This is a genomic window from Halogeometricum borinquense DSM 11551 (assembly GCF_000172995.2).
Taxonomy (GTDB): domain Archaea; phylum Halobacteriota; class Halobacteria; order Halobacteriales; family Haloferacaceae; genus Halogeometricum; species Halogeometricum borinquense.
In genome coordinates, this window is record NC_014729.1 from 790,559 (window position 1) to 816,256 (window position 25,698).

Annotated in this window: 23 protein-coding genes and 2 pseudogenes; 13 read left to right on the top strand and 12 right to left on the bottom strand. The window is 58.8% G+C overall.

What is annotated here, in order from left to right:
* Window positions 1-317: 317 nt before the first annotated feature.
* On the bottom strand, window positions 318-1,865 hold the full coding sequence (locus HBOR_RS04085; protein WP_013440502.1) for a S8 family peptidase: 1,548 nt from the start codon (window positions 1,863-1,865) through the stop codon (window positions 318-320).
* A 165-nt stretch (window positions 1,866-2,030) separates the two neighbouring features.
* Between HBOR_RS04085 and HBOR_RS04090 the strand changes: the two genes are divergently transcribed.
* The 6 genes from HBOR_RS04090 to hmgB all read left to right on the top strand — a co-directional run bounded on the left by HBOR_RS04090 (window position 2,031) and on the right by hmgB (window position 9,341).
* Entirely contained in the window at window positions 2,031-2,564 is a 534-nt protein-coding gene (locus tag HBOR_RS04090) for an NYN domain-containing protein (RefSeq protein ID WP_006053669.1), read from the top strand.
* A gap of 37 nt (window positions 2,565-2,601) precedes the next feature.
* Window positions 2,602-3,450 (top strand): TatD family hydrolase, encoded by an 849-nt coding sequence (locus HBOR_RS04095; protein ID WP_006053670.1) that lies wholly within the window; start codon window positions 2,602-2,604, stop codon window positions 3,448-3,450.
* Between the two features lie 150 nt (window positions 3,451-3,600).
* Window positions 3,601-4,191 carry a DUF2150 family protein gene (locus HBOR_RS04100; RefSeq protein WP_006053671.1) on the top strand — a complete coding sequence of 197 codons (591 nt, stop codon included), beginning with the start codon at window positions 3,601-3,603 and terminating at the stop codon, window positions 4,189-4,191.
* Between the two features lie 84 nt (window positions 4,192-4,275).
* Complete coding sequence (locus HBOR_RS04105; RefSeq protein ID WP_006053672.1) at window positions 4,276-6,060, top strand: hypothetical protein; 1,785 nt, start codon at window positions 4,276-4,278, stop codon at window positions 6,058-6,060.
* Window positions 6,061-6,153: 93 nt separating this feature from the next.
* Window positions 6,154-7,938 (top strand): PKD domain-containing protein, encoded by a 1,785-nt coding sequence (locus tag HBOR_RS04110; RefSeq protein ID WP_241432291.1) that lies wholly within the window; start codon window positions 6,154-6,156, stop codon window positions 7,936-7,938.
* A gap of 65 nt (window positions 7,939-8,003) precedes the next feature.
* The gene (hmgB, locus tag HBOR_RS04115; RefSeq protein ID WP_006053674.1) at window positions 8,004-9,341 is read left to right on the top strand and encodes a hydroxymethylglutaryl-CoA synthase; all 1,338 of its coding nucleotides are present in this window, start codon (window positions 8,004-8,006) and stop codon (window positions 9,339-9,341) included.
* 138 nt (window positions 9,342-9,479) lie between these two features.
* Here the strand turns inward: hmgB and HBOR_RS04120 are convergent, their stop codons facing one another.
* The gene (locus tag HBOR_RS04120) at window positions 9,480-10,187 is read right to left on the bottom strand and encodes a helix-turn-helix domain-containing protein (protein WP_006053675.1); all 708 of its coding nucleotides are present in this window, start codon (window positions 10,185-10,187) and stop codon (window positions 9,480-9,482) included.
* Window positions 10,188-10,333: 146 nt separating this feature from the next.
* On the opposite strand from HBOR_RS04120, the gene HBOR_RS04125 reads away from it, so the two are divergent.
* The gene (locus HBOR_RS04125; protein WP_006053676.1) at window positions 10,334-10,999 is read left to right on the top strand and encodes a metal-dependent hydrolase; all 666 of its coding nucleotides are present in this window, start codon (window positions 10,334-10,336) and stop codon (window positions 10,997-10,999) included.
* 63 nt (window positions 11,000-11,062) lie between these two features.
* A complete protein-coding gene (locus HBOR_RS04130; protein WP_006053677.1) occupies window positions 11,063-11,584 on the top strand; it encodes a GNAT family N-acetyltransferase in 522 nt (173 codons plus the stop codon).
* Here HBOR_RS04130 and HBOR_RS04135 read toward each other — a convergent pair.
* The 4 genes from HBOR_RS04135 to HBOR_RS04150 form a co-directional block, all read right to left on the bottom strand.
* Window positions 11,581-12,141 carry a hypothetical protein gene (locus HBOR_RS04135; RefSeq protein ID WP_006053678.1) on the bottom strand — a complete coding sequence of 187 codons (561 nt, stop codon included), beginning with the start codon at window positions 12,139-12,141 and terminating at the stop codon, window positions 11,581-11,583. The genes HBOR_RS04130 and HBOR_RS04135 overlap by 4 nt on opposite strands.
* A gap of 89 nt (window positions 12,142-12,230) precedes the next feature.
* On the bottom strand, window positions 12,231-12,854 hold the full coding sequence (locus HBOR_RS04140) for a GNAT family N-acetyltransferase (protein ID WP_006053679.1): 624 nt from the start codon (window positions 12,852-12,854) through the stop codon (window positions 12,231-12,233).
* Window positions 12,847-13,473: a GNAT family N-acetyltransferase gene (locus HBOR_RS04145; RefSeq protein WP_006053680.1), complete on the bottom strand. Its 627-nt coding sequence runs from the start codon at window positions 13,471-13,473 to the stop codon at window positions 12,847-12,849. Before HBOR_RS04145 ends, HBOR_RS04140 begins: the two co-directional genes overlap by 8 nt.
* Before the next feature lie 45 nt (window positions 13,474-13,518).
* Entirely contained in the window at window positions 13,519-13,971 is a 453-nt protein-coding gene (locus HBOR_RS04150; protein WP_013440503.1) for a pyridoxamine 5'-phosphate oxidase family protein, read from the bottom strand.
* Between the two features lie 219 nt (window positions 13,972-14,190).
* Between HBOR_RS04150 and HBOR_RS20560 the strand changes: the two are divergent.
* Both HBOR_RS20560 and HBOR_RS04155 read left to right on the top strand, forming a co-directional pair.
* Window positions 14,191-14,376: pseudogene (locus tag HBOR_RS20560) on the top strand (heavy-metal-associated domain-containing protein); the annotation flags it as partial.
* 9 nt (window positions 14,377-14,385) lie between these two features.
* Window positions 14,386-14,868: pseudogene (locus HBOR_RS04155) on the top strand (IS200/IS605 family accessory protein TnpB-related protein); the annotation flags it as partial.
* A gap of 28 nt (window positions 14,869-14,896) precedes the next feature.
* Here HBOR_RS04155 and HBOR_RS04160 read toward each other — a convergent pair.
* Window positions 14,897-17,248, bottom strand: coding sequence for a heavy metal translocating P-type ATPase (locus tag HBOR_RS04160; RefSeq protein WP_006053683.1), 2,352 nt, complete (start codon window positions 17,246-17,248; stop codon window positions 14,897-14,899).
* A 126-nt stretch (window positions 17,249-17,374) separates the two neighbouring features.
* On the opposite strand from HBOR_RS04160, the gene HBOR_RS04165 reads away from it, so the two are divergent.
* Entirely contained in the window at window positions 17,375-17,929 is a 555-nt protein-coding gene (locus tag HBOR_RS04165) for a helix-turn-helix domain-containing protein (protein ID WP_006053684.1), read from the top strand.
* Window positions 17,930-18,033: 104 nt separating this feature from the next.
* On the opposite strand, the gene HBOR_RS04170 is transcribed toward HBOR_RS04165, so the two are convergent.
* Window positions 18,034-20,193: an HsdM family class I SAM-dependent methyltransferase gene (locus HBOR_RS04170; protein WP_006053685.1), complete on the bottom strand. Its 2,160-nt coding sequence runs from the start codon at window positions 20,191-20,193 to the stop codon at window positions 18,034-18,036.
* On the bottom strand, window positions 20,190-20,354 hold the full coding sequence (locus HBOR_RS19900; RefSeq protein ID WP_006053686.1) for a DUF7557 family protein: 165 nt from the start codon (window positions 20,352-20,354) through the stop codon (window positions 20,190-20,192). Before HBOR_RS19900 ends, HBOR_RS04170 begins: the two co-directional genes overlap by 4 nt.
* A 191-nt stretch (window positions 20,355-20,545) precedes the next feature.
* Between HBOR_RS19900 and HBOR_RS04175 the strand changes: the two genes are divergently transcribed.
* Window positions 20,546-21,496, top strand: coding sequence for a XamI family restriction endonuclease (locus tag HBOR_RS04175; protein ID WP_006053687.1), 951 nt, complete (start codon window positions 20,546-20,548; stop codon window positions 21,494-21,496).
* Between the two features lie 104 nt (window positions 21,497-21,600).
* Window positions 21,601-23,064, top strand: a complete 1,464-nt coding sequence (locus HBOR_RS04180; protein ID WP_006053688.1) for a replication factor C large subunit — start codon at window positions 21,601-21,603, stop codon at window positions 23,062-23,064.
* A gap of 97 nt (window positions 23,065-23,161) precedes the next feature.
* Here HBOR_RS04180 and HBOR_RS04185 read toward each other — a convergent pair whose 3' ends face one another.
* From HBOR_RS04185 to HBOR_RS04195, 3 genes are read right to left on the bottom strand one after another with little or no spacing between them, the layout of a single operon-like run.
* Window positions 23,162-23,893 (bottom strand): amino acid ABC transporter ATP-binding protein, encoded by a 732-nt coding sequence (locus tag HBOR_RS04185; protein WP_006053689.1) that lies wholly within the window; start codon window positions 23,891-23,893, stop codon window positions 23,162-23,164.
* Window positions 23,890-24,723 carry an amino acid ABC transporter permease gene (locus HBOR_RS04190; protein WP_006053690.1) on the bottom strand — a complete coding sequence of 278 codons (834 nt, stop codon included), beginning with the start codon at window positions 24,721-24,723 and terminating at the stop codon, window positions 23,890-23,892. Before HBOR_RS04190 ends, HBOR_RS04185 begins: the two co-directional genes overlap by 4 nt.
* A gap of 46 nt (window positions 24,724-24,769) precedes the next feature.
* Window positions 24,770-25,672, bottom strand: a complete 903-nt coding sequence (locus HBOR_RS04195) for a basic amino acid ABC transporter substrate-binding protein (RefSeq protein WP_006053691.1) — start codon at window positions 25,670-25,672, stop codon at window positions 24,770-24,772.
* Window positions 25,673-25,698 lie beyond the last annotated feature (26 nt).

A 25,698-nucleotide genomic window follows, 5' to 3' on the forward strand; every position in this document is an offset into this window, starting at 1 on the left:
CCGGGGAGGTAAATCTTGAAGGTTGAGAGTCTAAGGTTTGCGACCGACAGCGCTGGCTCTGCCACGAAGCCGTTACTCCTACCGCGTTGACGGCTTGGAGGTATCTTGTTTTGTGTCGGTCGGCGCGGTCGGCTTACGTGTTTGATTTCGGCTCTCGCCGTGGAAAACACCGAGTCAACTGCCAGTTTTCCACGCACACGCTTCAATTACGGTGGATTGCGAGTTAAATTGTCGAATTTATCTGGTGGCTTGAGCCACCAGTATTCTCCTCGAATCTCTATAAGAAAACCGCGTGAGACCCCTCGTTGTCGCGCGAGTTACTTCTTCTCGGTGATCGTCAGCGTGTAGTCACCGCTTCCCGAGTAGCTATCGACGAGAATGCCGAGAGCGGCGGAGCTATCGGGGTTGTCGATAACGATCTGTTCTTGGCTATTCGTCGTCCACGACCGGTGATCGAAGGAACGTGTCGTCGGCGGGGTACCGGTTCCTTCGCTCGCGTAGAGGTCGAAGTCAGCGCTACTGGGGCCGCTCAGTTCGAGGACGACCTGTGATGGGGAGCTGTATGCCCAGCTATACGTGCTCCCGTCGCTGTCGCTTCTGCTGGAGAGACTTCCCGAGCGGGTGGTCTCCTTAGAGTCGCCATTACCGGGCGGCGAGGGACTGGTATTGACGGCGTTCGCGGCGTCAACCCGTCCCGCACCCTGTTTGTTGCTCGGGAGGCCGACGTTCACAGCGGTGTTCTTGAGATGCTGTCGGAGGTCCGCGGGACTGAGCGAGTACTCCGAGAGAGCGAGTGCTGCAACGCCTGAGACGACCGGGGTCGCCATCGAGGTGCCGGAGATTTCCTTGTACTGTGTCGAAGTCGTCCAGCAGGAGAGGACGTTCGTCCCCGGTGCGGCGAGGTCGAGTTTGGAACCGTAGTTCGAGTACGACGCGAGCGTCTCGTCGGGGTCCAGTGCGGAGACAGCGATTGCTTCGCTGTATGCCGCCGGATACGAGACACTTCCACTGCTATCGTTCCCGGCCGCCGCAATGACCGCCGTCCCGTTCGTCGTCGCATAGGAGACAGCGTTCTTCATCGTCTGGGTGTACCCGCCGCCACCGAGAGAGAGGTTGACGACATCTGCACCTTGATCAGCCGCCCACTGTATCGCGTCGGCGATGTCGCTCGTCGAACCTCTTCCGCTTTCGGAGAGTGCACGACCCGAGAGGAGCGTCGAGTTGCTGATGCCGCCGACGCCTTCGTTGTTGTCCGTCGTTCCGGCGGCGATACCAGCGACGTGCGTCCCGTGGAACTCGTCGGAAAGAACGTCCGGCATCGGATCCGAGTCGTCGTCGACGAAGTCGTAGCCCGTGTTAGACCCGAACCGCGCGCTGAGGTCGGGATGGTCGTATTTTACACCTTGGTCCACGACGGCGACAGTGACGTCGCTGCTGCCGAGTGTCGTGTCCCATGCGTCGTTTGCGTTTACCTGTTGTGGGGCGTACTGACTCCCGAGTTTCGGGTCGTTTGCCGTATACAGTGTGGAGTGGGTCGTGTTTCTCTCTGCGTACTTGATGTCGTCTCCTTTCGTAACCGCGCTGATGAAGTTCTCACGCGCACGCGTGGATGCGTGCGACGGGAATTTAACTGCGGCATAACTCAGTTCCTTGTTCTCGTGAACGATCTCTGCATTACCGGGAACGTGCTGTGCGACCGCCTTTTTCGTATCGCGGTTCTTCGAGACGCCGACGAGAATTTCGTCTTTCTTCGGACCGGGGTTACGTCCTGGCTTGGCCGACACGACGCCGGACATACCGAGGAGGGACAGTGCTGCGGTTGACTTGAGGAAGCTACGCCGTCGGAGTGGATTGTTGGATGGCATCCAACCACACGTATTGTACACGAATGATTAAATGTTTCCTAGCTGAACTGATAACTCAAAAATAATTAATAGTTATACATTTTTTATTTGCATAGATTTCGTATCAGCGTAAATCCCACTATCCGAATCAGTAGGGCTATCCTTCCTGGCGTGAAACGGCCGTTTATGGACCGTGCGCGCACCGACGTGTCCGACGACGCCGCCACCGACCTCGCTTCCAGCGACGACGACGCTCCTGACGACGCCGACGAACGGCGCGTTGCACTGTTCGTTGACGGGCCGAACGTCCTCCGCGACGAGTTTGACGTAGACTTAGACGACGTGCGTGAGGCGGCCGCCGAGATAGGCCGTCCCACAGCCACACGCCTGTACCTCGATGAACACGCGACCCCCGGGCTGATTCAGGCCGCCGAAGCGCGAGGATTCGAGGTCGTCATTACCAGCGGTGACGTGGACGTGCGTCTCGCCGTCGATATCACCCAGTTTGCCGTCGAGGGGCGCGCCGACGTGATCGCTGTCGCCTCCCGAGACACCGACTTTAAGCCCGCGATAGAGACGGCGAACGCGTACGGACTCCGGACCTTCGCTATCGCTCCCGGTGAATTCGGTCGATCTGACGCCCTCCGAAACGCCGCAACGGACAGCGCCACTCTCGGTGATGACGACGAGGGACCGACGATGGTCGGCTACGACCAGTAGCGAGCAGACTTTTACGCGGACCGTCCAACCGCCGCACATGGAAGCGTTGGATACGCCGGTGCTTGACAACCACCTTCACTTGGACCCGAGATACGGCCGCGGTATCGACGCTGTTGACGACTTCCGCCGTCTCGGCGGCACACATCTTCTCGTGGTGAACAAGCCGTCGTGGCACCTCGACGTCGAGGCCAGCGAAGGAGGGGACTTCCGCGCCGTCTTCGAGGAGACTATCACCACCGTCGAAGAAGCGTCAGAAGCGCTTCCGGGCCGTGCGTGGCCCGTTCTTGGCGTTCATCCGGGACTCGTTTCTCGTCTGGTGGACGAACGTGACTTCTCGCCAGCCGAAGCGCGCGACCTGATGCAAGCGGGGTTGGACGTGGCAGCTGAGTACGTCCGTGCGGGCGACGCGCTCGCGTTGAAGTCCGGCCGTCCGCACTACGACGTGCCCGATGCCGTCTGGGAAGCGTCGAACGACGTGATGCGACACGCGTTCTCACTCGGTGCCGAACTCGACTGCGCGGTGCAACTGCACACGGAAGCGTCGGACGACTTGACTGCGGTTGCCGCATGGGCCGAAGACGCTGGAATGCCCCGGAAAAAGGTCGTAAAACACTACGCAGGCGGTCGGCTCGCGGGACCGACGCCGAGCGTGATGAGCGAGAAGGACCGCCTCGAAACCGCAGTCGAGCGCGGCGAACCGTTCTTGATGGAGACAGACTTCGTAGACGACGCTGACCGGCCGGGTGCCGTTCTCGGACCGAAGACTGTCCCTCGGCGCGTGCGGTGGATGCTGGACGAAGGTTGGGAAGACGCCGTAGAGACAGCACACGTCGAGACGCCGAAGGACGTATACGGTATCGACACGCGCGCGACGCTTTCCCGGTAGCGTCCGCTGAAACGCCGATCACCCTCGTCTACTTGACGCAAGCTATTCGAGCCGCAACTGTTTATGAATTGATGTTCGTCACGGGGTTACAGCCGACAGGATGAGCGGACATAGGAAAGGCATTTGAATGCCGACGGGGATGATTGAGACATGACCGACGCCGAGGAGACCTACTACACGAAAGACCGCTGGCAGAACTGGCTCACCCGTGTCGAAGAAGAAGAACTCGACCCCGAAAACGAGGACTCCGCGCGACTCCTCTTGAACCTTCAGGACGACGCCGCCATCGCAGTGGCGAAAATCGTCTCTGCCTACGAGGAAGACACGCTCTCCGAAGAGGACGCACTGGACGAACTCGAAGGCGTCCGCGATATCGTCCTCTCGGAACCGACGTTCGAAGGCGACGACGTCGAAGAGAAAGTGATGCTCATCGACGGCGTCCAGACGAGTCTCGTCTGTGTCTTCTACGCCGCCGAAGAGTACATCGTCGCCGGACCTGCCGAAGCCGCACCCCTCGAAGAGTACGTTACTGCCGCTGCTGAGGCCGAGCAAGAAGAGAACATGGACGCCGCACTCGGATACCTCGTCCAGGCGGGCACACGCATCATCGAAGGCGACGAACTTGACATGTCGATTGCCGAGGAGTTAGAGTACGGCCTCGTCTCGGAGTGGCTCAACGGCCTCGACAGCCTCCAAAGCGCCATGAGCGACCCCGAAGTGGTCGAAGAGGACGAGGAGTAGCGCACGTCCGCGTTTCGAACTGCGGTCTGCGTTCGTCGGTCTCCCGGCGGCATCCTTTTACCTGACAGTCACTCAATCCGGAGTATGGAGTTTGGGGGGGACGACCGTGCAGTAGCCGTACAGATAGGTGCGGTGTTGTTACTCGGATTCATTGTTATCTCGCTCTCGATGTATCAGGCGACTGTCGTTCCTCAAGAGAACGAACAGGTCGAGTTCCGCCACAACCAGCGCGTGGTGGGCGATATGCAACAGATGCGAAACGCTATTCTCCAGACGGCCGCGACGGGAACGTCCGCTCCGACGACAGTCGAACTCGGCACGCAGTATCCGGCGCGAACTGTCTTCGTCAATCCGTCTCCGCCGGGGGGGTCGCTCGCTACGTCGTCGCTCGGCAACGTCTCGATTCGGAACGCGGTCGCTGACGACCCGGCAACGGACAAGCCTGACTATCCCGAGACGGACGATTTCTGGAACGGCGAGACGCGGAACTACTCGACGAACGCCCTCGCGTACCAATCCTCGTACAACCGCTATCAGAACGCGCCGACAACAATCTACGAGAACGGGATCCTCTACAACCGCTTCGGTGACGACTCCGGAGCGAACACTGTCGCCGTGACAGATCAATCGCTGGTCTCCGGGCGGCGCATCTCAGTCGTGACGCTCTCCGGACAACTCTCTCGCGGCGGGTCTGGGACGCTCTCCGTTGACCCGCAGGCGGTGAGTCAATCGACTCGAACAGTGACCGTCTCACAGGACCCTTCCCGCCCGGGGAACGTCTCAATCGTCGTTCCGACGCGGTTAGACGCCTCTGCGTGGCGGTCACTCCTCGACGAAACAGATCAGCTCGACGGAACGGGCAACGAATCGAACGACAAGTACGTCCACGCGGTGACCGACGCCGGAACGAACGCCGTCGAACTCATCTTCGAGGAGAACGCGACGTACGAACTCCGGTTGGCGGCTGTTCGTGTCGGGTCGAGTGGCACGACGACCGCCCCCGCGTATCTGACAAGCGCTGAGGGAGTTGACTACCCGTACACCGGTCAGAAGGACCCGTTCGTCGTCGAGGTTCGGGACCGGTACAACAACCCGATTGGCACGCAGGTGGAAGCGTCCGCCGACCGGGGGACGGTGCCGAACGGAACCGTCGAAGCACCCGGCCAATATCGATACGTCTACGAGGCACCCGCCGACGCCGGAGACGACACGGTCAACGTCAGTTACCTCGACGAATCGCGGCCGGGATTCGCTCAGTCGAACCCCGAGGATCTGCAATATGCCGTCGAAGTGCAGGCATCCGGCGGTGGGGGTGGTGGCGATGGCGGTGGTGGTGATGATGGGGGCGGTGGTGGTGACGACGGTGGTAACGGAAACGGACCGCTCTCCGTTGTCGAAGGAAGCGGTGAGGCCAAGGCGAACCAAGGCGCGACGAGTGGAGTCCAGTTCAAACTATCAAACGACGGATCGAACAGCATCGAGATAACGGGCGTGTCCGTCGATTCGACGACCGAATCCAGCGTGAAGAAACTCCACGAAACAAACGGCGGACAGGGTGACGGACAGTACGAAGCGTACTTCGACGCCAACTCCGACAGCCAGAACAGTCCGCAGTCGAACGACGGGTGGTACGAGGCGGGCGATGGAAACAACGACGAGTACACTATCGGTTCGGGAACCGTTTCGCTCACCTCTCAAGCGACTCTCGGCGCGAGCGAGCGAGCGACGGTCTATCTCTACCAGTTCCAGAACAACGGCGGGAGCGGGAAGGACATGGCCGCAGAAGATGTCACGGTAACCATCGAGTACGACAGCGATGGAACGTCGTATTCGGAGACGTTCACCATCACAGCCACGGATCCGTACTGATCCGAACATGATTCCGTTTTCGGTTACTCGCTCGGTATCGAATCTGATACTCGGTCAAAAAGATTCAGAACGTCAGACATACTCTTTCAGATGATGAATGGATGGACACCTTCGGCTTCGACGCGAGGTCAGGCGGAGTCGATTGGTGTCGTCCTTCTGCTCGGTGTCGTCATCGTGAGCGCCAGCACGTTCGGTTTCTTCTACCTCACAGACGGGTTCTCTAACGACGTTTCAGGCGGGTCAAACGGTGCGAGCGGCGAGTCGGTGAACATCGCCGGTGAGGTTTCGCACGACCAGCTCGAACTCGCACATACGGGTGGACGGTCGCTCTCGATGGACCGACTCGATATCGTCGTCCGAAACGCCTCCGGGACGACCGAGTACGACTTCGAACCAGCGTTGATAATCGCGGGCGACGGCGACGAGACGTTCGAGGCGGGAGAGCGGTGGCGTCTCGATTGGAACCAACCAGTCGGTGAGAAACTCCGAGTTACAGTCGTTGATGCAGACCGGAATCGCATCCTGTTCAGCGAGACGCTCGTCATCCCGACGACGCCGACGCCTGAACCCGACAATCCCGCTCGCGGCGAGACGCCGACGGCGACGCCGGAGGACGACGGCGATCCGCCGTCAGCGGTCGCGCACGGCGGTACTGTGGTGGGACGCGCTGGCGAGACGGTGACGCTCGACGGGTCCGACACGACCGATCCAGACGGTGACTCGCTCACCTACGAGTGGCGTATCGTGGACGGCGACGGTCTCCCACCGGACGCCGTCCGTCTTGTCGATGATTCGACAGGAACGCCGAACGCGACGTTCGAGGTGCGGGAAAACGTGACTGATCGGAGCCATTCGGTGACAGTCGAACTCGTCGTCTCCGACGGGAACGATAGCGCCCGCGATAGGGCGACTGTGGAAGTCGAAAAGTACAACCGGCCGCCGGAGGCGGACGCAGGTGAGGACGACAGCGTGGATGGTGACGTTTCGGACGATGACGGCGACGACAGCGACGATGACGATTCGGACGATGGCGGTGACGGCGACGGTTCGGACGACGAGTCGAACGGCCGCGGGAACGGCAACGGCAACGACCGGGGGAACGGCAACGGACGGGGGAATGGGAACGCGCGTACGACATGGTCGATTGGTAGCTCAGTTGCCCGTCCGGCGGAACTCGGTGCCGGATCGACTGCCGGTCCCAGTACGGCACCAGCGGGGGCGTCAGGAACCGGTTCGCGGTCGTTCGTCGTTGGCGGAGCGGCGAAGCGACCGACGCTGGTCGGAGGGATAGCAGAAGTCAGACTCGACGGGTCGGGGAGTTACGATCCGGACGGCGACGACCTGACGTACCGGTGGGAGATTGTAGACACCGACGGAATCGGGGATATACTCGAACTGTCCGACCGGAATGCTGTCCGCCCGGTCATCGGTCTCACAGACGTTGTTCTCGACCGCGACCGGACCGTGACCGTGCGCCTCACCGTTACCGACGACGACGGGGCGACGGACACCGATACCGTGAACGTCACCGTCCGCGCGCGCAACCGTGCGCCCGTCGTTTCGGCTATCTACGGAATTCGATACGGAGACGAACACTACTTGTACGCCGAAACGACCGACCCGGACGACGACGACCTGACGTACGAGTGGACGTACGTCGGGTTCGAGGGTGCAAGCGGTGACACGTGGTCGCTGACGGACGACAGTGGGAGAGTCGCCCGAATCGAACAACGGACCGACGAGTTCGCGGCAGGACGAGTGATCGTCGATCTAACCGTTACCGACGCTCGTGGGGAATCGACGACGGTTCGCGTGCGGAAGTTTGTCCTCAACTTCGACGACGACTGGGGACTGCCGTGGGATAGCTGGCTCTTCTGATACTTCGACAGACGACGTAACATCTTATCGACAAGCCCATATGTCCGGATAGCGAGTGAAGAATCATGACAGCCGTCGGCATCGACGCCATCGAGATTTGGACGGGAAAACTTAGACTCGACCTCCCGAACACGTTCGCGCCCGAGATGGGCGAGGACCCAGAGAAGTACACGAAGGGCCTCGGTTTGGAGTCGTCGTCGTTCCCCGACGTTTACGAGGATATCGTCACGATGGGGGCGAACGCGGCGAAACAGCTGATGGACCGTAAGGGCCTGACGCCGGACGATATCGGCCGCATCGACGTGGCCACTGAGTCGGCGTTCGACAACTCCAAGCCGGTTTCGACGTACATCGCAGGCTGTCTCGAACAGGTGTACGACGGCGACTTCCACCACGCGAACAAGGGCGAACGCAAGTTCGCGTGTCTCGCGGGGACGCAGAGCATCGACGACGCGTACAACTGGATCAAGGCGGGTCGAAACCGCGGTCGCGCGGCGCTCGTCATCGCCACAGACACCGCTCTGTACGAACGCGACGACCCCGGCGAGGCGACGCAGGGTGCCGGTGCCGTCGCCATGCTCATCACGGAGAATCCGTCTATCGTCGAACTCTCGACCGAGCAGGGCTACGGCAGTGCAGACGAGACTGACTTCCTCAAGCCGAACCAGCAGTTCCCGAGCGTTGACGGGAAGCGGTCAGTGCAAGTGTATCTCGCACGAATGCGCGAAGCGCTCGAAGATTACGAGTCCGTCTCGGGTGACACTCATCCCGACGACTTCGAGTACATCCCGTTCCACACGCCGTTCCCCGGCATGGTCCGGAAGGCCGCCGTTCTCGGCTACCGGCACATGACGCGCGACACCGAGATCGAGGATGAACTCACCAGTGAAATCGGCCGACAGCCCCGCGAAGCGGACTTCGAGTCGCGGGAGGAGTACACGGAGGCCATCCGCGATTACATGGATGACCTGAAGGGAATGGACCAGTACCGAGAGTGGTACGCCGAAACCATCGAACCGACGCTCTCCATCTCGCGGAACGTCGGCAACTGGTACACCGGATCGGTCCACATCGCTCGACTCTCCGCTCTCCGGCATGCACTCGAACGCGGCGAGGAGCTGGCCGGCCAGCAGATGCTCGTCGGTTCGTACGGATCCGGTGCGCAGGCCGAGGTTCACGCCGAAACCATCGTGGACGGCTGGACCGAACACGTCGAGGCCGTCGAGGTGGAGGACCAACTCGCCCGCCGGTACGACATTTCGTTCGACGAGTACGAGCTCGTCCACGACGTTCACAACCACGAGAAAGAGGTTGACGTCGAGGCGTTCACTACGCCCGAAGCGGAGTTCGTCTTCACGGGTTGGGGTCGGATGAACGAACGCCGCTACGAGTACGTCGAATAGACGTCGAGTAGCGGGGACCGTCCGCACGAACGACGTGAGTGCGGAACCGAAGCGAGGAGTCGCTTCGGACCTACGAGTACGTCGAATAGACGTCGAGTAGCGGGGACCGTCCGCACGAAGAGAATTTTCTGCGGATAGTTAAGGAAGCGCGCGCAGGTCTTCGAGCATCGCGTCCAAGTCGCGGTTCGAGATAGCCAACGAGAAGCCGTCGATGCTGGCGAGTGACGGTGCGTGTTCCCACAAGTCGTCTTCCGTCAGCCCGTGGAGGATGACTGCGTTCGGTGTCGGCGTGACGACGCGCATCGCCACGAGCGGTGACTCGCCGCGGCTGACATCAGTGAAGATGAGTGCGCGACTCGTCGATTGGCCGTAGAGACGGTAGAACTCTTCAGAAGAGAGGCGCGTGATCGCTTGGATGCTGTTGATGACGGTGTGTCCGCTCACGTGGTCGTGGTCGCCGCGGACGAGTTCAGTGGCGTCCATCGCATCGTACAAGCGTTCCAGCGGAATCGACGTGGAGTACTCGCGGAGGTCCTGTACGATATCGCTCTCGAACCCCGCAGAGATGACGCGAGCGTACTGGCGGATGCGACTCCCCCCGCGAGCTTGGTCGATGTCGAGGAGCGCTTCGACCATTCGGCGGACAACGCCGATACCGGGACTCTCGCGGCGTCCGCTCTCATAATCGGAGATGACCGACGACGACACGTCAAGTTGCTCGGCAAGGGCCGTCTGTGAGATGTCGAAGTCCGTCCGCCACTTGCGAAGTGTCGCTCCCGCGTCGTCACTCAGCGTTATTTCACCGGCGATACGTCGTGCAAGTTCGTCGCGCGGAACCTCGGTCATCGAGTTTCACCCGCGTCCCGTCCGTCCCGGCTCATACGGTACCCATGTGCGAGGGTTGGGCGCAAAAGCGTATCGAAACTCGGGTTCGACGAACGACGAGGAACGGGAGGCGAACGTTGAAGGGCTATTCCGAGTCACTGTTTCCCATGCCATCGACTATCGTCCACCTCGCAATCGGTGGACTCCTCGGTGCCGCTCTCCTCGGTGACGAGTTCGACCGGCGGAGCGTCCTCGTTATCTTCGCTTTCACTGCGCTTCCGGACGTAGACGTATTTGCCGAACCCATCTTCGCAGGCGCGCACCGGTCGCTCGGTCACACGTTCTTGCTCCCGGCCGTTCTGTTCGCCTTTCTCATCTGGGACACCCGTCGCGGTGTGGCCTCCGTTCTCCGCGGGCGGTTCGGCGTTCGCGGCGTGAAACTCGCGTGGGTTGGAACGTTCTGTCTTCTCGGGGCGGGTATCCTGCCGGACCTCCTCGTCGGCGGCGTGAACGCACTTTACCCGCTTCACGACCGGTTTTACACCGTTGACGGGCGACTGCTGTACTCGACAGACCGAGGGTGGGTGCAGACGTTGGTAGACCTATCGCCGTCGGAACCGAAACAGACGCGAACGACGAAGAACTTCGAGTTTCGGACGGTGTTAGACGCTGCGCCGACGCAGAGGACGGCGGAAACGCCCGACGAAAAGCGCGTCGAGCGCATTTTCCCTGTGGCTCTGACTGGCTTCCGGTTCGGTATCGTCCTCCTCTCGGCCGTCGTCGTGCCTGTCCGATTGGCTGGAAACAGGTTCACCGGTCTGTTCGAGGAGTAAATAGCTCGAACGGACCTGCGTTGAGGACCGCCCCAGCGGACGACTGCCGGCACCGGCGCGTTCATGTCCGAGGGCGTCCACGAAAAACCGATGACCGACGCGACGATACGACCCTACGAAGCGGACGACGCCACAGACTTGTGGGAACTAAAGCAGGGCTTCGAACTCGGAATCGGCGAGAACACCGGCCCGGCGGACAAAGGCGAAACGTACGAGGGGAAACTCACGGACCACTACCGAACGCGGTGGCTCGATTGGGTAGACCGCTGTGTCTCTACGGACGAGTCGTCCGTCACCGTCGCGGCGACGGCGGACGGACTCGTCGGATACGCGTTCGTCCTGCCGGAGTCACTCTCGTTCATCTGGGACGCGGCCGTCCTCAACGAGATATTCGTGGCGTCCGAGTACCGGGGAACGGGCGTCGCTGACGACTTGATGGACGCCGCGATTGAGTGCGCCCGCGAGCAGGACCTGCCACTCGACCGAATGGTACTCGACGTTGACCGAGAAAACGACCGCGCGCAGGCGTTTTACGAGCGCTACGGCTTCGAACACTGGGGCGAAATGGTAGCGAGAGACCTCTAACTGCGAATCGTCGCGGTGATCGAACCGCCGATAGCACCGAGTGCGACTGGCGCGGTCACGCCCGCGAGGAGAACCGTCGTCACCGGGTCGGGGCGGACGACGCTCCCGCCGAACGACGCGGGGAACGCGAGGAGTCCGGCGAGTGCGACCACGAGATACCCGAGAGCGATAGCCGCCCCTGAGAGTGCGCCGTCCGCCGGGGACTCGGCCCCGGCGAGGGCAGCGGATACCGCTCCTGCGACGAGAAGACAGACGACGGGAACAGCGTAGAGAAGCGTTGAGAACGTTTCACCCGTCTCGATGAGGTTGACACTGGATGTTGAACCGAACAGCCCGGGAACGAGCGTCGTCACGCCGTGAGCGTTCAAGAACACCCAGCCGACGACCTGCCACACGGACAGTTCGCTGCCGACCGCTTCGAGGAAGCCGAACGCCGCGGAGTTCTGTATCGTCCCCGATGCCGAGAGATACACGAGGAGGTAGCCGACGATAGCGGCCCCGAAACCACTGCCGACGCCGACGAGTGCGGTGCGCGGTGACCGAGTTGTCGATTTCATTACACTCGTGGCGACTCTCACGGACCCGTATATGCTTCGTGGTCGCTGTTGAGGGCGGGACGAGACGTGCGAGAACTGTTAGCGCCGCATCATGGGCGCGAGTCGATGAACGTCACCGACTCGTCCGGCCCACCCGACTCGCGCCACTCTGCCTGCGAGATGGTATAACGCGCCTTGTCCCGGACTTCGCCGTCGAAGAACTGGAGGCCGCGGCGAATCACGCCCTCGAATCGACCGCCAGCGTCGTCAATATACTTTCCGACAGCACGGCGGGATTTCTCGTTGTCCGCGGCGACGCTGACGCCGACGAGACCGAAGTCCAGTCGGTCGAACGCGAGCGTGAGGAGCGCACGGGCGCGTTCGCCAGAGTAGCCACGCCCCCAGAACGGCTTACGGAGCCAGATACCGGGTTCTGCGGTGTCGCGGTCCCAATAACAGGTGACACCGGTCATGCCGACGAACTCACCGTCCTCGGGACGGCGAATCGCGTACTCGGCCGCCTCGCCCGACTCCCAGCGTTCCTCACAGGAGACGAGGAAATCGAACGTCTCCTTCGGCGTCTCGTGCGGCGAGAACGGGACATGGGCGAACATCTCCTCAGCGTCATCGCCGGAGGCGACTCGGTACAGTTCCCGCACGTCCACGGTGTCGCGTCCGGCGCGTTCGAGTCGGAGTCGGTCCGTCTCCACGACGGCCGGAAAGAGGTTACTCATCGTCCCACCGGAGCGTCGCCGTCCGTTCGTCCGTTGCATCACGCCACTCACTTTGGGTGATCGAGTAGCGAACCGTTGCCTCGGGGTCGCCGTCGTGTACGACGCGATGGCGGAACTCGCCGTCGCGGTGGCCTCCCGCAGCCTCGATGTACTTCTGGATGGCGCGACCGGACTGCTCGTTCTCGGGGAGGTACTCCGCGGCGCACAGCGACACGTCGAACTCCTCGAACGCCACCTCGAAGAACGCCCGCGCCCGCTCGCCGGAGTAACCGCGACCCCAGAACCGTTTTCTGAGCCAGATGCCGAAAACGGCGGTGTCGCGGTCCCACTGGAAGTGTAGGCCCGTCGTTCCGGCGAACTCGCCCGCGCCGTCCTCGCCGTCGCGCGGGAAGATGGCGTAGATAGCTGCCTCGCCGTCGTCCCACTTCTCTTCGCATCGGGCGAGAAATTCGTCTGACTCCTTCGGCGTCTTCACGGGGTTCCACGAAACGTACTCTGTCACCTCGTCGATGCCCTCGGCACCCTCTCGGGTGTACTCGTACTGTTCGAGCGGTGGAATCACCTCGCGCGTCGCGCGCCTGAGTCTAAGGCGGTCGGTCCGTATCTCAGCGGGGAACATGTCGCAGTGGTCACACTCTAATACATAGAAGTTACCTCGTGTGTGTCACTCGACACCACGCATCGTCTTCTCCTTGCGACCGGTGAGTTCCTCAGGGGCGAGTCGGTACATCTCGAAGTCTAACTCCGTAGACGGATGCTCGAAGATGGTTACGAACGGAATATCCATCGTCCGCATTGCCTCGACGATGGTCGAATCGAGTGCCGCTTCGGTCACCTCGGCGAGATGCCCGCGAGCGACGACCGACTTCCACCCCTCGTCAGTCTGCTCGTGGATGACGAGTGAGTCAACGCCCGCCGCATCTACGTACTCTCGTTTCTCTGATTCGGAATCGAACGCAAGTCGGAGGTAGAAGTGCTCCTCTTCATCGTCGAACCCGTAGGAGACGGGAATCGCATAGGAGTCGTCCCCCTTGGCGAGTGCGATGACCGCAGTACCGCCAGTTTCGAGGAACTCAACAATCTCTTCGTGACTCATGCTAACGGACTGGTCTGACATACTCAAAGATACGGCCGCGAACGGCATAAAGTGACACACCGAGTATCAGTTTCCGCTAACTGACACGGGGAACGACGGTGCCCAATCTTAACTGGAACTCTCGCTCAGAATTGGCTCTCGATCCATGAATCGCCGGTTCTATCCTTCGAGCCGTATATTTGTGCTACCGCTATGAGTGTCATCGTAAGGGTGAATACATCAAATCACAGAGGAATAATCATGGTGCAACGTCGCAATATCGATATCACCGGAATGTCCTGCCCCGGATGTGAGCGCACCGTCGAGACCGCGCTGAAGAGCGTCGATGGCGTCCGCCGCGCTGACGCGAACCGCGAATCAGGAACGGTCGAAACCGTCGTCGAAGACGACGTGGGCGACGACGACCTCGGAGACGCGATCCACAGTGCCGGTTACAAGATTGCTCGGCAAATCGTGGAGGATGCTGAAGAACGGAACGCGGTTATCGTCGTGGGCGACCTCGGCGGGATTCGCAAGGACAACCACAAGGGCAGGTACGTCAACGACAAGACCCACAAGATGCCGTTCGCCCGCCTACTCAACTACATCGAGTACAAAGCCCACGACGCTGGTATCGACGTGCGGTTGGTCGAAGAATACGACACGTCGAAAACGTGCAACCGCTGTGCCTGCGAGGGCGTCCGTGAGACTCAGGGACGCTTCGAGTGTCCCGAGTGTGGGCTGGACGATAACGCGGACAAGAACGGTGCGCTGAATATTGGCAAACGAGCCTTGGGCAAGTTCTCGAAACCGCTGTCCGAGGCGGGGGCTATACTGGCACAGCCCGAAACGCAGGTCATCGTCCCACGCGACGACGAACCTGCGAACCTCTCCGTATCCGTGGGTTCAACCCCCAGTGGGGGAACCCCACGGCTTTAGCCGTGGGAGGATGTCAGGAAGTCGTCACCTAGGTGTTCTGTGTATCCGGTTCAGCGGACGTGTTCGCATCTGCTGCATCGGGTTTTGTTTCACAGCCTGTGCTAGCCGAATCGTCCACATCTGCGGCAGCGGTGCCGGAATCGACAGCGAACGCGGTGTTCGGTGACTCGCCACGGAGTAACTGCCCTGCGAAACTATTGACGAGGACGGCCGACACGGAGAGTATCATCGCAATCATCGCAAACACCGGGTGGACGAGACCTGTCGTCGCGGCGGTGACGCCGATGCCGTTGAACGAGAACGCGGCGAGGAGATTCTGCGTCGTCTTCCGGTAACTACTCTCGGCAATCTCGTAGGCGTCCATCACACCGCCGAGTCGGTCGCCCATCAATATGATGTCCGCCGACTCGATGGCGATGTCTGTCCCAGCGCCGACGGCGATACCGATGTCGGCCTGTGTTAGCGCAGGTGCATCGTTGATGCCGTCTCCGACCATTGCGACTCGTTCCCCACCGTCCTGTAATCGTCGTATCTCCGCGCGCTTGTCATCCGGAAGTACGTCGGCCATCACTCGGTCGATACCGACCGTCGCTGCAACGGCGTTGGCAGTCCGCTCGTTGTCGCCGGTACTCATGACGGGGGTGATGCCGGCCGCTCGCATTCGTTCGACGGTCGAATCGGCATCGTTCTTTACCGGGTCACCGATAGCGACGAGGCCGATGACCGATTCGTCGTCAGCGACGCAGACGACTGTCTCGCCGCGCTCTTGAAGTCTGTCGATATCGCCCCGGGCGACCATCAGATCGACTCCTTCCTCAGTGAGCCATCCGGGCTTTCCGACAAGCGTCTGCTCGCCCTCGACCGTCGCGCGAACGCCCTTGCCAGTCACGCTGTCGAACGTCTCCGGGTCGGAGAACTCGATGCTCCGCTCGTTGGCGTACTCCCGAATCGCATCCGCGAGTGGGTGTTCGCTGAACACCTCTGCGCTGGCCGCCCGCCGAATCACGCTGTGTTCGTCACCACGAAGTGCGACGACCGCTTCGACGGCGGGTTCTCCGGTGGTCATGGTGCCAGTCTTGTCGAGAACGATGGTGTCCACGTCTTGGAATATCTGGAAGGCATCGCCACTCCGCAGCAGAATCCCTCGGTTCGCGGCGAGTCCGCCGCCGCGGATGAGCGCAAGCGGCGTCGCCATCCCGAGCGCACACGGGTATCCAAGGACGAGGACTGCCAGCGCCGCGAACGCGCCGCGTTTGACGTTTGGCTCAGACCCGAGCGGCCCGCCTGTCCAGAGGACAGGGACGAGTACCCAGAACAGGAAAGACGCGGCGGCGACAGCGAGTACACTCGGAACGAAGTATTTCAGTACGCGGTCTGCTAACTGGACGACGCCGGGTTTCATCGTCCGTGCTTTCTCGATCTGCCGTGCGACTTGGTTCAAAAACGCGTCGTCGCCAGTGGTTGTTACTTCCACGAGGAGCGTTCCGGTCTCGTTGATACTGCCACCAACTACCTCATCGCCCGGTATCTTATCTCCGGGCACAGACTCGCCTGTTACGACACTCTCGTCTACAGTGGTTTCCCCTGCAATGACGATGCCGTCAACGGGGATGCGCTCTCCGGGGTTGACGCGTACGTGATCGTCCGTCTCTAGTTCGCTTATCTCGACTTCTTCGACCGTGCCGTCGCGGACGCGCCGGGCGGTATCGGGCTGAAGGTCGAGAAGGCCACGGACAGCCTGTGACGACCGTGATCGAACGATGAGACTGGTGTACTCTGAGAGGATGTGGTACGTCGTAATGAACACCGAGACCGCGAAAAAGTGGACTGTCGGGAACGAAGGGAAGACGAACAAGCCGAGAAATCCTCCTACCAACCCTGCGAACGCGCCGGCTTCGAGGAGAACGTGCTGGTTGAAAATACGTCGCCGGAGACTGTTGTACGCCTTCACACCGATGTACCGTCCGGGACCAAACATCGTCCCCAATGCGAGACCCAGCGTCACGAGGTCCATCCAGCGCGCTTCCGACTCGAAGGTTCCCCGGACGAAGATCATAAACAGCATTAGTCCGGCCGTCACGAGCGCCGCCGCGCCTGCGAGCGTTACCCGCCGGGTGGCCCGCTTGACTTCCTGCTGTTGTTCTTCGAACTGCGTCTGTTTGTCCGGGTCGCGGATCGTGTAGCCGAGATCGCGGAGTGTATCCTTGAGTTCGACTTCGCTGAGTGCGGCACTGTCGTACTGGATTCGAATCTCCTCGTGAGCGAGACTCACGTTCACTTCCTCGACGCCCTCTGTTCGTTCGTACGCCTTGCGGATGCTTTCGACACAGAACGAACACGACATCCCCCCGATGTCGTACTGAGCGCTCGCGGTACTCATCGTGCTAGATACTTGGTGTTGAGCGGAGAAAGGTATTATGACGAATATTGTATCGGTTAGAGATTTATGAGAGTGGTTGAACGAACTTACAACAATCTTAGGACGTTCTGTCCCGTATTGGGATGCATGTCTCTTCTCGAAACCGAGGTGCCGGTGCGGAACGTCGTCACGACTGATCCGGAGAAAGCCAAAGCGCTGGATAACGACGTACGCGTGAAGATTCTCGACATGCTGGCCGACCAAGAGATGACCATCGGCGAGATTCACGAGGAACTGGCACGGCGCGGTGAGAAAAAGGTCGAAACCACCGTTCGACACCACGTCAACATCCTGAAAGACGCTGGTCTCGTGGAAATCGCCCGACTCGAAGACGCCAGCGGTGGCACGCTCAAGTACTACAAATCCAACACGCGCGTGTTCGCGTACGACCTTCCCGACGGGAGCGATGATGAACTCAATGAAGTACAAGAAACGGCACGGGAGGAGATCACTGCTCTCGTCGAACAGTTGTTCCGTGACCATGACGAGGTTATCGAGACTGTTGCACGGGAGATGCAACCGTGCGAGTACTGCGAGACACAGCACTACGAGGAGTTTATCGTCCGCGAGTTAGTCAACCGAGCGCTGACCGACGTGAGCGAGGACGGGAGGTTTGAAACGATAGCTAAACACAGTCAATAAAGTTCAGTAAAGATATATGTGGTTGGTAGATCCAATCAATTTGATAAATTGGTCGATAACGAGACGGCACCGATTTGTGGTGATTGACGTGACAGCTCTCTGCATTAACCCTGTTGCAACTCCCGCTCTAAGATCTGATCAATTTTCGTGATTACTGGATCCGGATTGTTCCCCTCCTCCCGGGCGATTTCTCGAAGCTCATCGAACGCTCTAGCAAGTGAATCGACTGTCTCGTTACTCAAGTCACGGGGATCAAGTACTGGAACGCTTTGGAGTTCGTTTGGTTCTATCTTGTCCATACCCGTGCTATAAGTCCGCCCACTCCGACGAACAACATCATCTGCGAACCCACTGTTTAGGTACGCTAAGAGTGACTTCATCTCATCTGTATCCAGATCAACGTTTAGATAGATACTGTGCAGATTGTTCAAATTTCTAGATTCTGTCTCATTGAGAATAAATCGACACCCGCCCCGAGACATATATGTGACAAGGATTGGTGCTGGATCGCGTCGGTCCACTACATACCACGGATCGCGGTTGCGCGCGAGATAGCTATCGTGTGCTTCCACATTCTTGCTCATCCCATATTTAAGATAATCAACAATATTTGGGTATTCACGATTTCCGTTTTCCGTCTCACCTTGGACATAATCGCTGAGCCGAGCGTTACCTTTCGTCTCTCGTTGCTTCTGGTAGGTAGATAAGTTGCAACTTACCTTTTCAAGATGGTACAAGAGCCAAATTTCGTCACCCTTGCTACGCTGTTTTTCCCAGTCTTCCTTACGGTAGTCATATGTGGGGACACTTCGAGAATTCCGCACTAACGGTGACAGATATTTCTTTTCAATACCCCACTCGTCTACTTCCTGTTGTGATAGACAGAAGAATGAGTTTGCACCAGTCGCAATTCCTCGGTTCACAGTTGCAAGCTCCTCCAGCGGAGTCAGTTGACTCGTGTCGAGATCAATCGGGTCGAAGAACGTAGTCCACTTGTCTTCGGGCTCTAATTCCGCTTGCCGGACAACGTTCACGAACCCCCAATCGGTCTCACCTTCAACACCGTTCGTAATCGCCTCCAATAGCACGTCTTTACCGGGGTAATCATCAACCCTGATAAACCGTATGAAATCATTTTTGACGCCACCATCAGGCATCTCAAGGAAGCTTACGAGGCTGGTTGTCATTGCCTCAGAGAACACAGAGTCCTCGTCGCGGTCAAACAGAACCAATGCGTTGAGGTTGAATTCATTTGTAAGGTACTGCTTTAGCGACTCGCCGTAGTTGGTTTCGAGAAACTCTGAAGGGGTAATGTAGGACGCGCGCCCTCCTGGGGAGAGGAACTTCTCTGCGTGGAAGTAGAAGTATGCATACATCGGCGACAATGCACTTACATCACAGCCGAGTTCCTGTTCTATCTGTGTATTAACCCTTGTTTTATATTCCTCAGAAAGCTCGTGGTGTCGGGAATACGGAGGGTTGCTGATAACGGCATCAACCTCCGCATCTATGTCTTCTGGAGACAGTTCGAGAAAATCACCGGTTTGGAGATTATGTGGTCCACCGTGATCCAGCAAGCGGAGCGTCGTCGCACCCATCACTAGCGCGAGTTCATTCAGATCGATGCCATGCATCGTAGCCAGCGATGCATCCGATGAGAGCTTGAGTTTGCGTTTATACGCAGGTGCAGACAGCGCCCCTGCACCCACCCCTGGATCGAGAACCGTATCAGTACTCTCCTGAACACACCAAGTCGCCATAATATCCGCTATCTCGGGTGGTGTTCGGAATTGGCCGAGTTTCCGCCGCGATTCTTGAGGAGTGATTTGCTCAAACAGTTTCCCAATTGTTTCTGCCGGATTATCCGAATTCAGTAGATACTGTCGTGCATCAAGAACGCTGGAAAGATCCTCTGCTGATGTGATCCACGCAAGTTCATCAAGCAAATACTCGGTGAATGCGATGTCTCCTGTCGACTCCCTAGCGGTCTGAAATGCCTCGCGTGCGTCTGACGCATCAAGTTCGTTGAAGCTAGTGTTGGGCGTATTTTTTTGGTAGTGCTCGTAGAGTGTAGATTTCAGCAGTAAGTTTAGCGATGCCTGCCGTGCCAAAACCTTGAGGGGCTCGTCCAGCCGAGTAAGACCATGGAGATCTACCCAAGAATCAATGTCATTCTGAAGCCGCGGTGGGGCATCAGTGATTGCAGTGTAGATCTGCTCTCCTGTATCTTCAATGGCAGATAGCAGGGTTACAGCTTTATTCATTCGTTCTCTGTGTCCGTTGGCCCGTTTTCGTAGATATCGAGAATGCGGTTGATGAGGTCATCGAAACTTTCGCCCATATTCCCGTGGCTTTGGAGTCGGTCGTAGGTAGACTCGTAAACTTTGATTGATTTGTATTTCTCTCGCTCGTCGTCGCTACCCATGTTGTCGGGATACTCTCCCAACCGCCCTTGAACTTTGGTAGTTCTACCACATACATATAATAAGACGTATGAATTCCACTAGTTCTACTATGTAGAAATAGATGTCGGCCTGCAACCCACTAGTAGAATTATTCTACTAAGTATATTAATTACACGGTATGTATATAATACAACAATCTCACGCCTAGCCTGTGCTAACTGATCCAAGCAAGATAGATCAGGTTGCAGAACAAAGTCAGCAGATAGAGGAGGATATCTTCCTGAGCCATATCGGTGAGTTCTATGATCAGAAAATGAATATCGCCATGGATCTCTATGATGCGGCAGCAGAACATACCAACAACTTCCGAGATATTGAAAAGGAAGATATTCGAGAAGATCCCCGTATTGTTCGTATTCTTCGGTATCTAGTGAAGCCGAAAATTAGTCAGATGAAGTTCGGACAGTTCGCCGGAGTTAATTCAACAAACAATTACGAAGAATACACGCTAGCCGAAGCGAGTACACCAAATCACCAGATTGCACAAGATCTTGCAGATTTCACCGCAGCGAACCTTGATCCAGAGAAGGTACCATGGCTCTCTGACCCCACTATTGACGAAGAAGAGGAAATTGAATACTCACGCCGGTGGATTTGCGATAAGATTGCAGAACAAGAGGCAACAACCCACTATCGAAACTGGCGGAAGGATAAACAAGAACAGACGGTAGCAGAAATGCTTGACGACGCAGGCTACACTGATTCTGGTTATTCTGGTAAGATTTCTTCGACTAACGATATTCCTGTAGGGACCTATGCGGAAGAATCGAAGGTTGCAGGTGCCGATGTTCAGAAAGCCGATTTCATTGTGCGACCGACGGAAGATACGGTTATTTTCATTGAGGCGAAGGCGATCGGTGTTCGGGTTGATTCGCACAAACGGGTGAAGGAAATTCGGAACAAAGCCTCAGACTGGAAAGACGAATTCGAGGGGGCAGAAACTGTGGCGGTGATCGAAGGGTGGACAACCGGAGATAAAGTACGAACCATGATGGATGACGATATCGCCGTGTATTGGGAACACAGACTTGAAGAGGATTTCCGTGAAGATCTGGCCGAGAAACTAAATCAAAATCAACAAAAGGTCCAAAATCAGTCGTAGCGAGCAATCGGTGCGGTTTGGATATCACTTCGTCTCTATTCGAAGCGATGTCGGACGAGTAGTGCTCCGCAACCACTAAACACGCTTCGTCCTTCCCTCCGGTAATGGTAGATTGGACGGAGAAGTACCGGCCGTCGACGCTGGCGGAGGTACGCGGGAACAACAAAGCCCGCGACGCGCTCGCCGAGTGGGGGAAGACGTGGGACGACCACCGCGAGGCAGTCGTTCTCCACGGCGCACCCGGCGTCGGTAAAACGTCGGCGGCGCACGCGCTCGCCAACGATATGGGGTGGGAGACGGTCGAACTGAACGCCTCAGACCAGCGGACGGCGGACGTTATCGAGCGGTTCGCCGGTCGCGCCGCGATGAACACCACGCTCGCGGGGGCATCGGCGGGTGACGCCAACGGCGAACGCGAGGGACGGCAGTTGGTGATTATGGACGAGGCGGACAACATCCACGGTAACTACGACCGGGGCGGCGCGGGCGCTATCACCCGTCTCGTCAAGAAATCGAACCAGCCCATCGTCCTCATCGCCAACGAGTACTACGATATGTCGAGCGGACTTCGGAGTGCCACCCGCGAGATCGAGTTCCGTGACGTGTCCGCGCGGTCTATCGTCCCCGTCCTCCGCGATATTCTCCGCAAAGAGGGAATCGAGTTCGACAGCGACGCTCTCGACAGAATCGCGGAGACGAACAGCGGCGACCTTCGCTCTGCCGTCAAGGACTTGCAGGCGGCGGCCGACGGGGCAGACCGTCTCACCGTCGAAGACGTGGTGACCGGTTCGCGCGACAAAGCAATCGGCCTGTTCGAGTACATCGACTCGGTACTCAAAGAAGACACGGCACAGGACGCCATCCAGTCGGCGTACGCAGTAGACGAGACGCCCGACGATCAGGTGAAATGGATCGAGGACAAGGTGTCGATGGTGTACGACGACGACGAACTCGCCCGCGCCTACGAGTTCCTCGCCAACGCTGACGTGTGGTTGGGTCGCGTCATGGCCACACAGGACTACTCCTACTGGCGGTACGCGACCGATAACGTGGCCGCAGGTGTCGCCGCCGCTCGGAACCGAACCCGCGGCGGGTGGACGCAGTACGGCGGCGCACCGTACCGTTCTACACGCGACAAGACCCGCGATGAGGTCGTTCGCAAAATCGCCGAATCCGGCGGGTTCTCTATGGGAACCGCCCGCCGCAACGTACTCCCGTTCCTTTCGACGATAACGCACCACTGCAAACCGCGAGACGTGACCGTTGCTATGGCCGCGTGGTACGACTTGGACGAATCGGCCGTCTCCTTCATCACCGGTAGCGGTGAGACGACGAACAAAGTCCAGTCCATCGTCGAAGACGCCCGCGAGATGCGCGAATCGGAGATGGAAGAACACAGTGGCGGCGCGTTCGAGGGGACGGCTTCCAACGGAGACGGAACTGGGAACGACGAAAGCATCGAGAACGATGCCTCGGAAGACGACGTATTGGACGGCGGCGGGAACGACAGTGCAGACGAGGAAGTCGAAGACGACGACAATCAGTCCGGTCTAGACGACTTCTTCTGACGTTAACACGCTTTTTTGGTTGTTTTCCAGCTACCGATCGATGAACAGCGATCCGGGCAAAAACAGCACCCGGAAGAGCGAGTCTCGTTCAGCGCGCTTAGAGTAGTTTCGAGAGGAACTGCTCGCCGCGTTCCGTTTCGGGGTTCTCGAAGAACTGCTCAGGGGCACTGGACTCGACAACTCGTCCGTCGGCCATGAGGACGATTCGGTCACCGACTTCGCGGGCGAAGCCCATCTCGTGGGTGACGACCATCATGGTCATCCCTTCGTCGGCCAGCGTCCCCATCACTTCGAGCACTTCCCCGACGAGTTCGGGGTCGAGCGCGCTTGTCACTTCGTCGAACAGCATCACCTTCGGATCCATCGCTAGCGCACGGGCGATAGCGACGCGCTGTTGTTGTCCCCCCGAGAGCTGATTCGGATAGGAGTTCATCTGCGCGCCGAGACCGACGCGTTCGAGCAGTTCTTCACCGCGCGCTCGGGCCTCGTTGGCGTCGAGGCCGCGAACTTTCCGGGGCGCGAGCGTCACGTTCTCGAGCGCTGTCTTGTGTGGGAACAGGTTGAACGATTGGAACACCATCCCGATTCGCTGACGCAGGAAGTTCACGTCGGCGTTGGGATCTGACAGCGGAATGCCGTCGAGTCGAATCTCGCCGCCCTGAATCTCTTCGAGTCGGTTCGCACATCGGAGGAGCGTCGACTTACCGGACCCGGACGGGCCGACGACAACACACACCTCAGTCTCCTCGATATCCAGCGAGACGTTCTTCAGCACGTGCGTCTCGCCGAAGTATTTGTCAACCTCGTCGAATTCAAGCAGGTGACTCAATGTCCGTCACCTCCCCAGTCCGAGCGGTTTTCGAGGTGGTCCACGAGTTTCCCCAACGGAATCGTGATCGAGAGGTAGGCGATAGCGACGATGACTAACGGCGTCCACGGATCGAACACCGCGGAGTTCACGTCGCGGAACTGCTGGATGAGTTCGGGAAGTGCGATAACGGTCATGAGAGAGGTGTCCTTCACGAGGATGACTTGGTCGTTACCGATAGCGGCGAGCGCGTTGCGCCACGCCTGCGGGAGGATGACCTCACGCATCGACTGGATGTACGACATGCCGAGCGAGCGCGCCGCTTCCATCTGTCCTTCGGGGACGGAATTAATTCCGCCACGGACCGCCTCACCGACGTACGCAGCGTGGTTGAGCGTGAGCGCGATGATGGCAGTGGGGAACTCCCAGTCTTGGATGGGGAACGTCCCCGGCCACAGTGCCGGGATACCGAAGTAGATGACGAATATCTGGAACAGGAGGGGGGTTCCACGGAAAAACTGGATGTACGACTGAGCGATACCACTCGTCAGAGAGGTCTTCGAGACGCGGGCGAGGCCGACAAAGATGCCTGCGCTCACAGAGAGGATGCTGCCGAGGACGACGACCTTGAGCACGAGGATGTAGGCGTCCACGAACTGCGGCAACACCGTCTGCATCAACTCGAAGCTGACCTGCGTGGCGATGATGTAGGCGACGAGTCCGAGGATGCCGAGCGCAAACAATGCCGAAAGGCTCGCACCGAGGTATTTCAGCGTCTCGTCGTTGAGAACGGTGTTTCGATCCCGTGAAGCGTCAGTTTCTGACGACGCCCCTGAGTATGAATCTGCCATTGTGGGTCCAGATAACGTGAAACGTGGTTAAAGAGCGATGGGGTGGTTACCCGGAGAAGTACGTCGAGTAGATCTCGTCGTACGTCCCGTTTTCTTTGACGGCGGCCAGTGCCTCGTTCACTTTCTTCCGGAATTCATCGTCCGCCTTACGGAATCCGATGCCGTAGTTTTCGACGGTGAGCGTGAGGTACGGCGGCGCGTTCTCCCCCTCCGCTGCGGCCGCCCCTTCGCCTTCGAGGAACACCACGTCGTCCCGTTTGTCGGCGAACTCGGAGTTGACCGTGTTGTCGTTGACGATGGCGTCAATCTGCCCGTTGATGAGCGCCTGGAACGCGCTCGGAATCTGGTCGTACTTTTTCAGCGTCAGATCGCCATCGAACTCCGTTTTGAGTTCTTCTGCGGCGCTCGCGCCGGTCGTCCCCTTCTGAACACCGATTGTTGCCCCCTTCAGATCTTCCTTCGAGGAGATCGAGCTGTCCTTCTTGATGATGACCGTCTGGTAGGCCGTAAAGTACGGCTCCGAGAAGTCCACCTTCTCCTTGCGCTTCTCGTTGATCGTCATCGCGGACATGATGATGCGGAACCGCCCGGAGTTCAGCGAGGGAATAATGGAGTCGAACGAGGTCTTTTTGAACTCGTATTCGACGCCGAGTTCCTCTTCGAAGACCGCTTGAGCAATCTCCACGTCGAATCCTTTCAGTTCGCCGGAGGTCGTCTCGTATTCGAACGGACGGTACGGAATGTCCGACCCGATGACGACTTTCGAGGGGACGACGGACTCCTCGCTCTCCGTCTGTTCGCCGGTTGTCTCACCGCTGGTACTCTCGGTATCAGCAGATGCGTCCGTTTCGGTTTCGTCGCTCCCACCGTTCCCACCGCCAGTACATCCTGCAATGAGGCCGCCGGCAACGACGCCGGCACCCGTCTTCAGGTAGGTACGTCTATCCATAACACCCCACTGTAGCCAATGGGGGT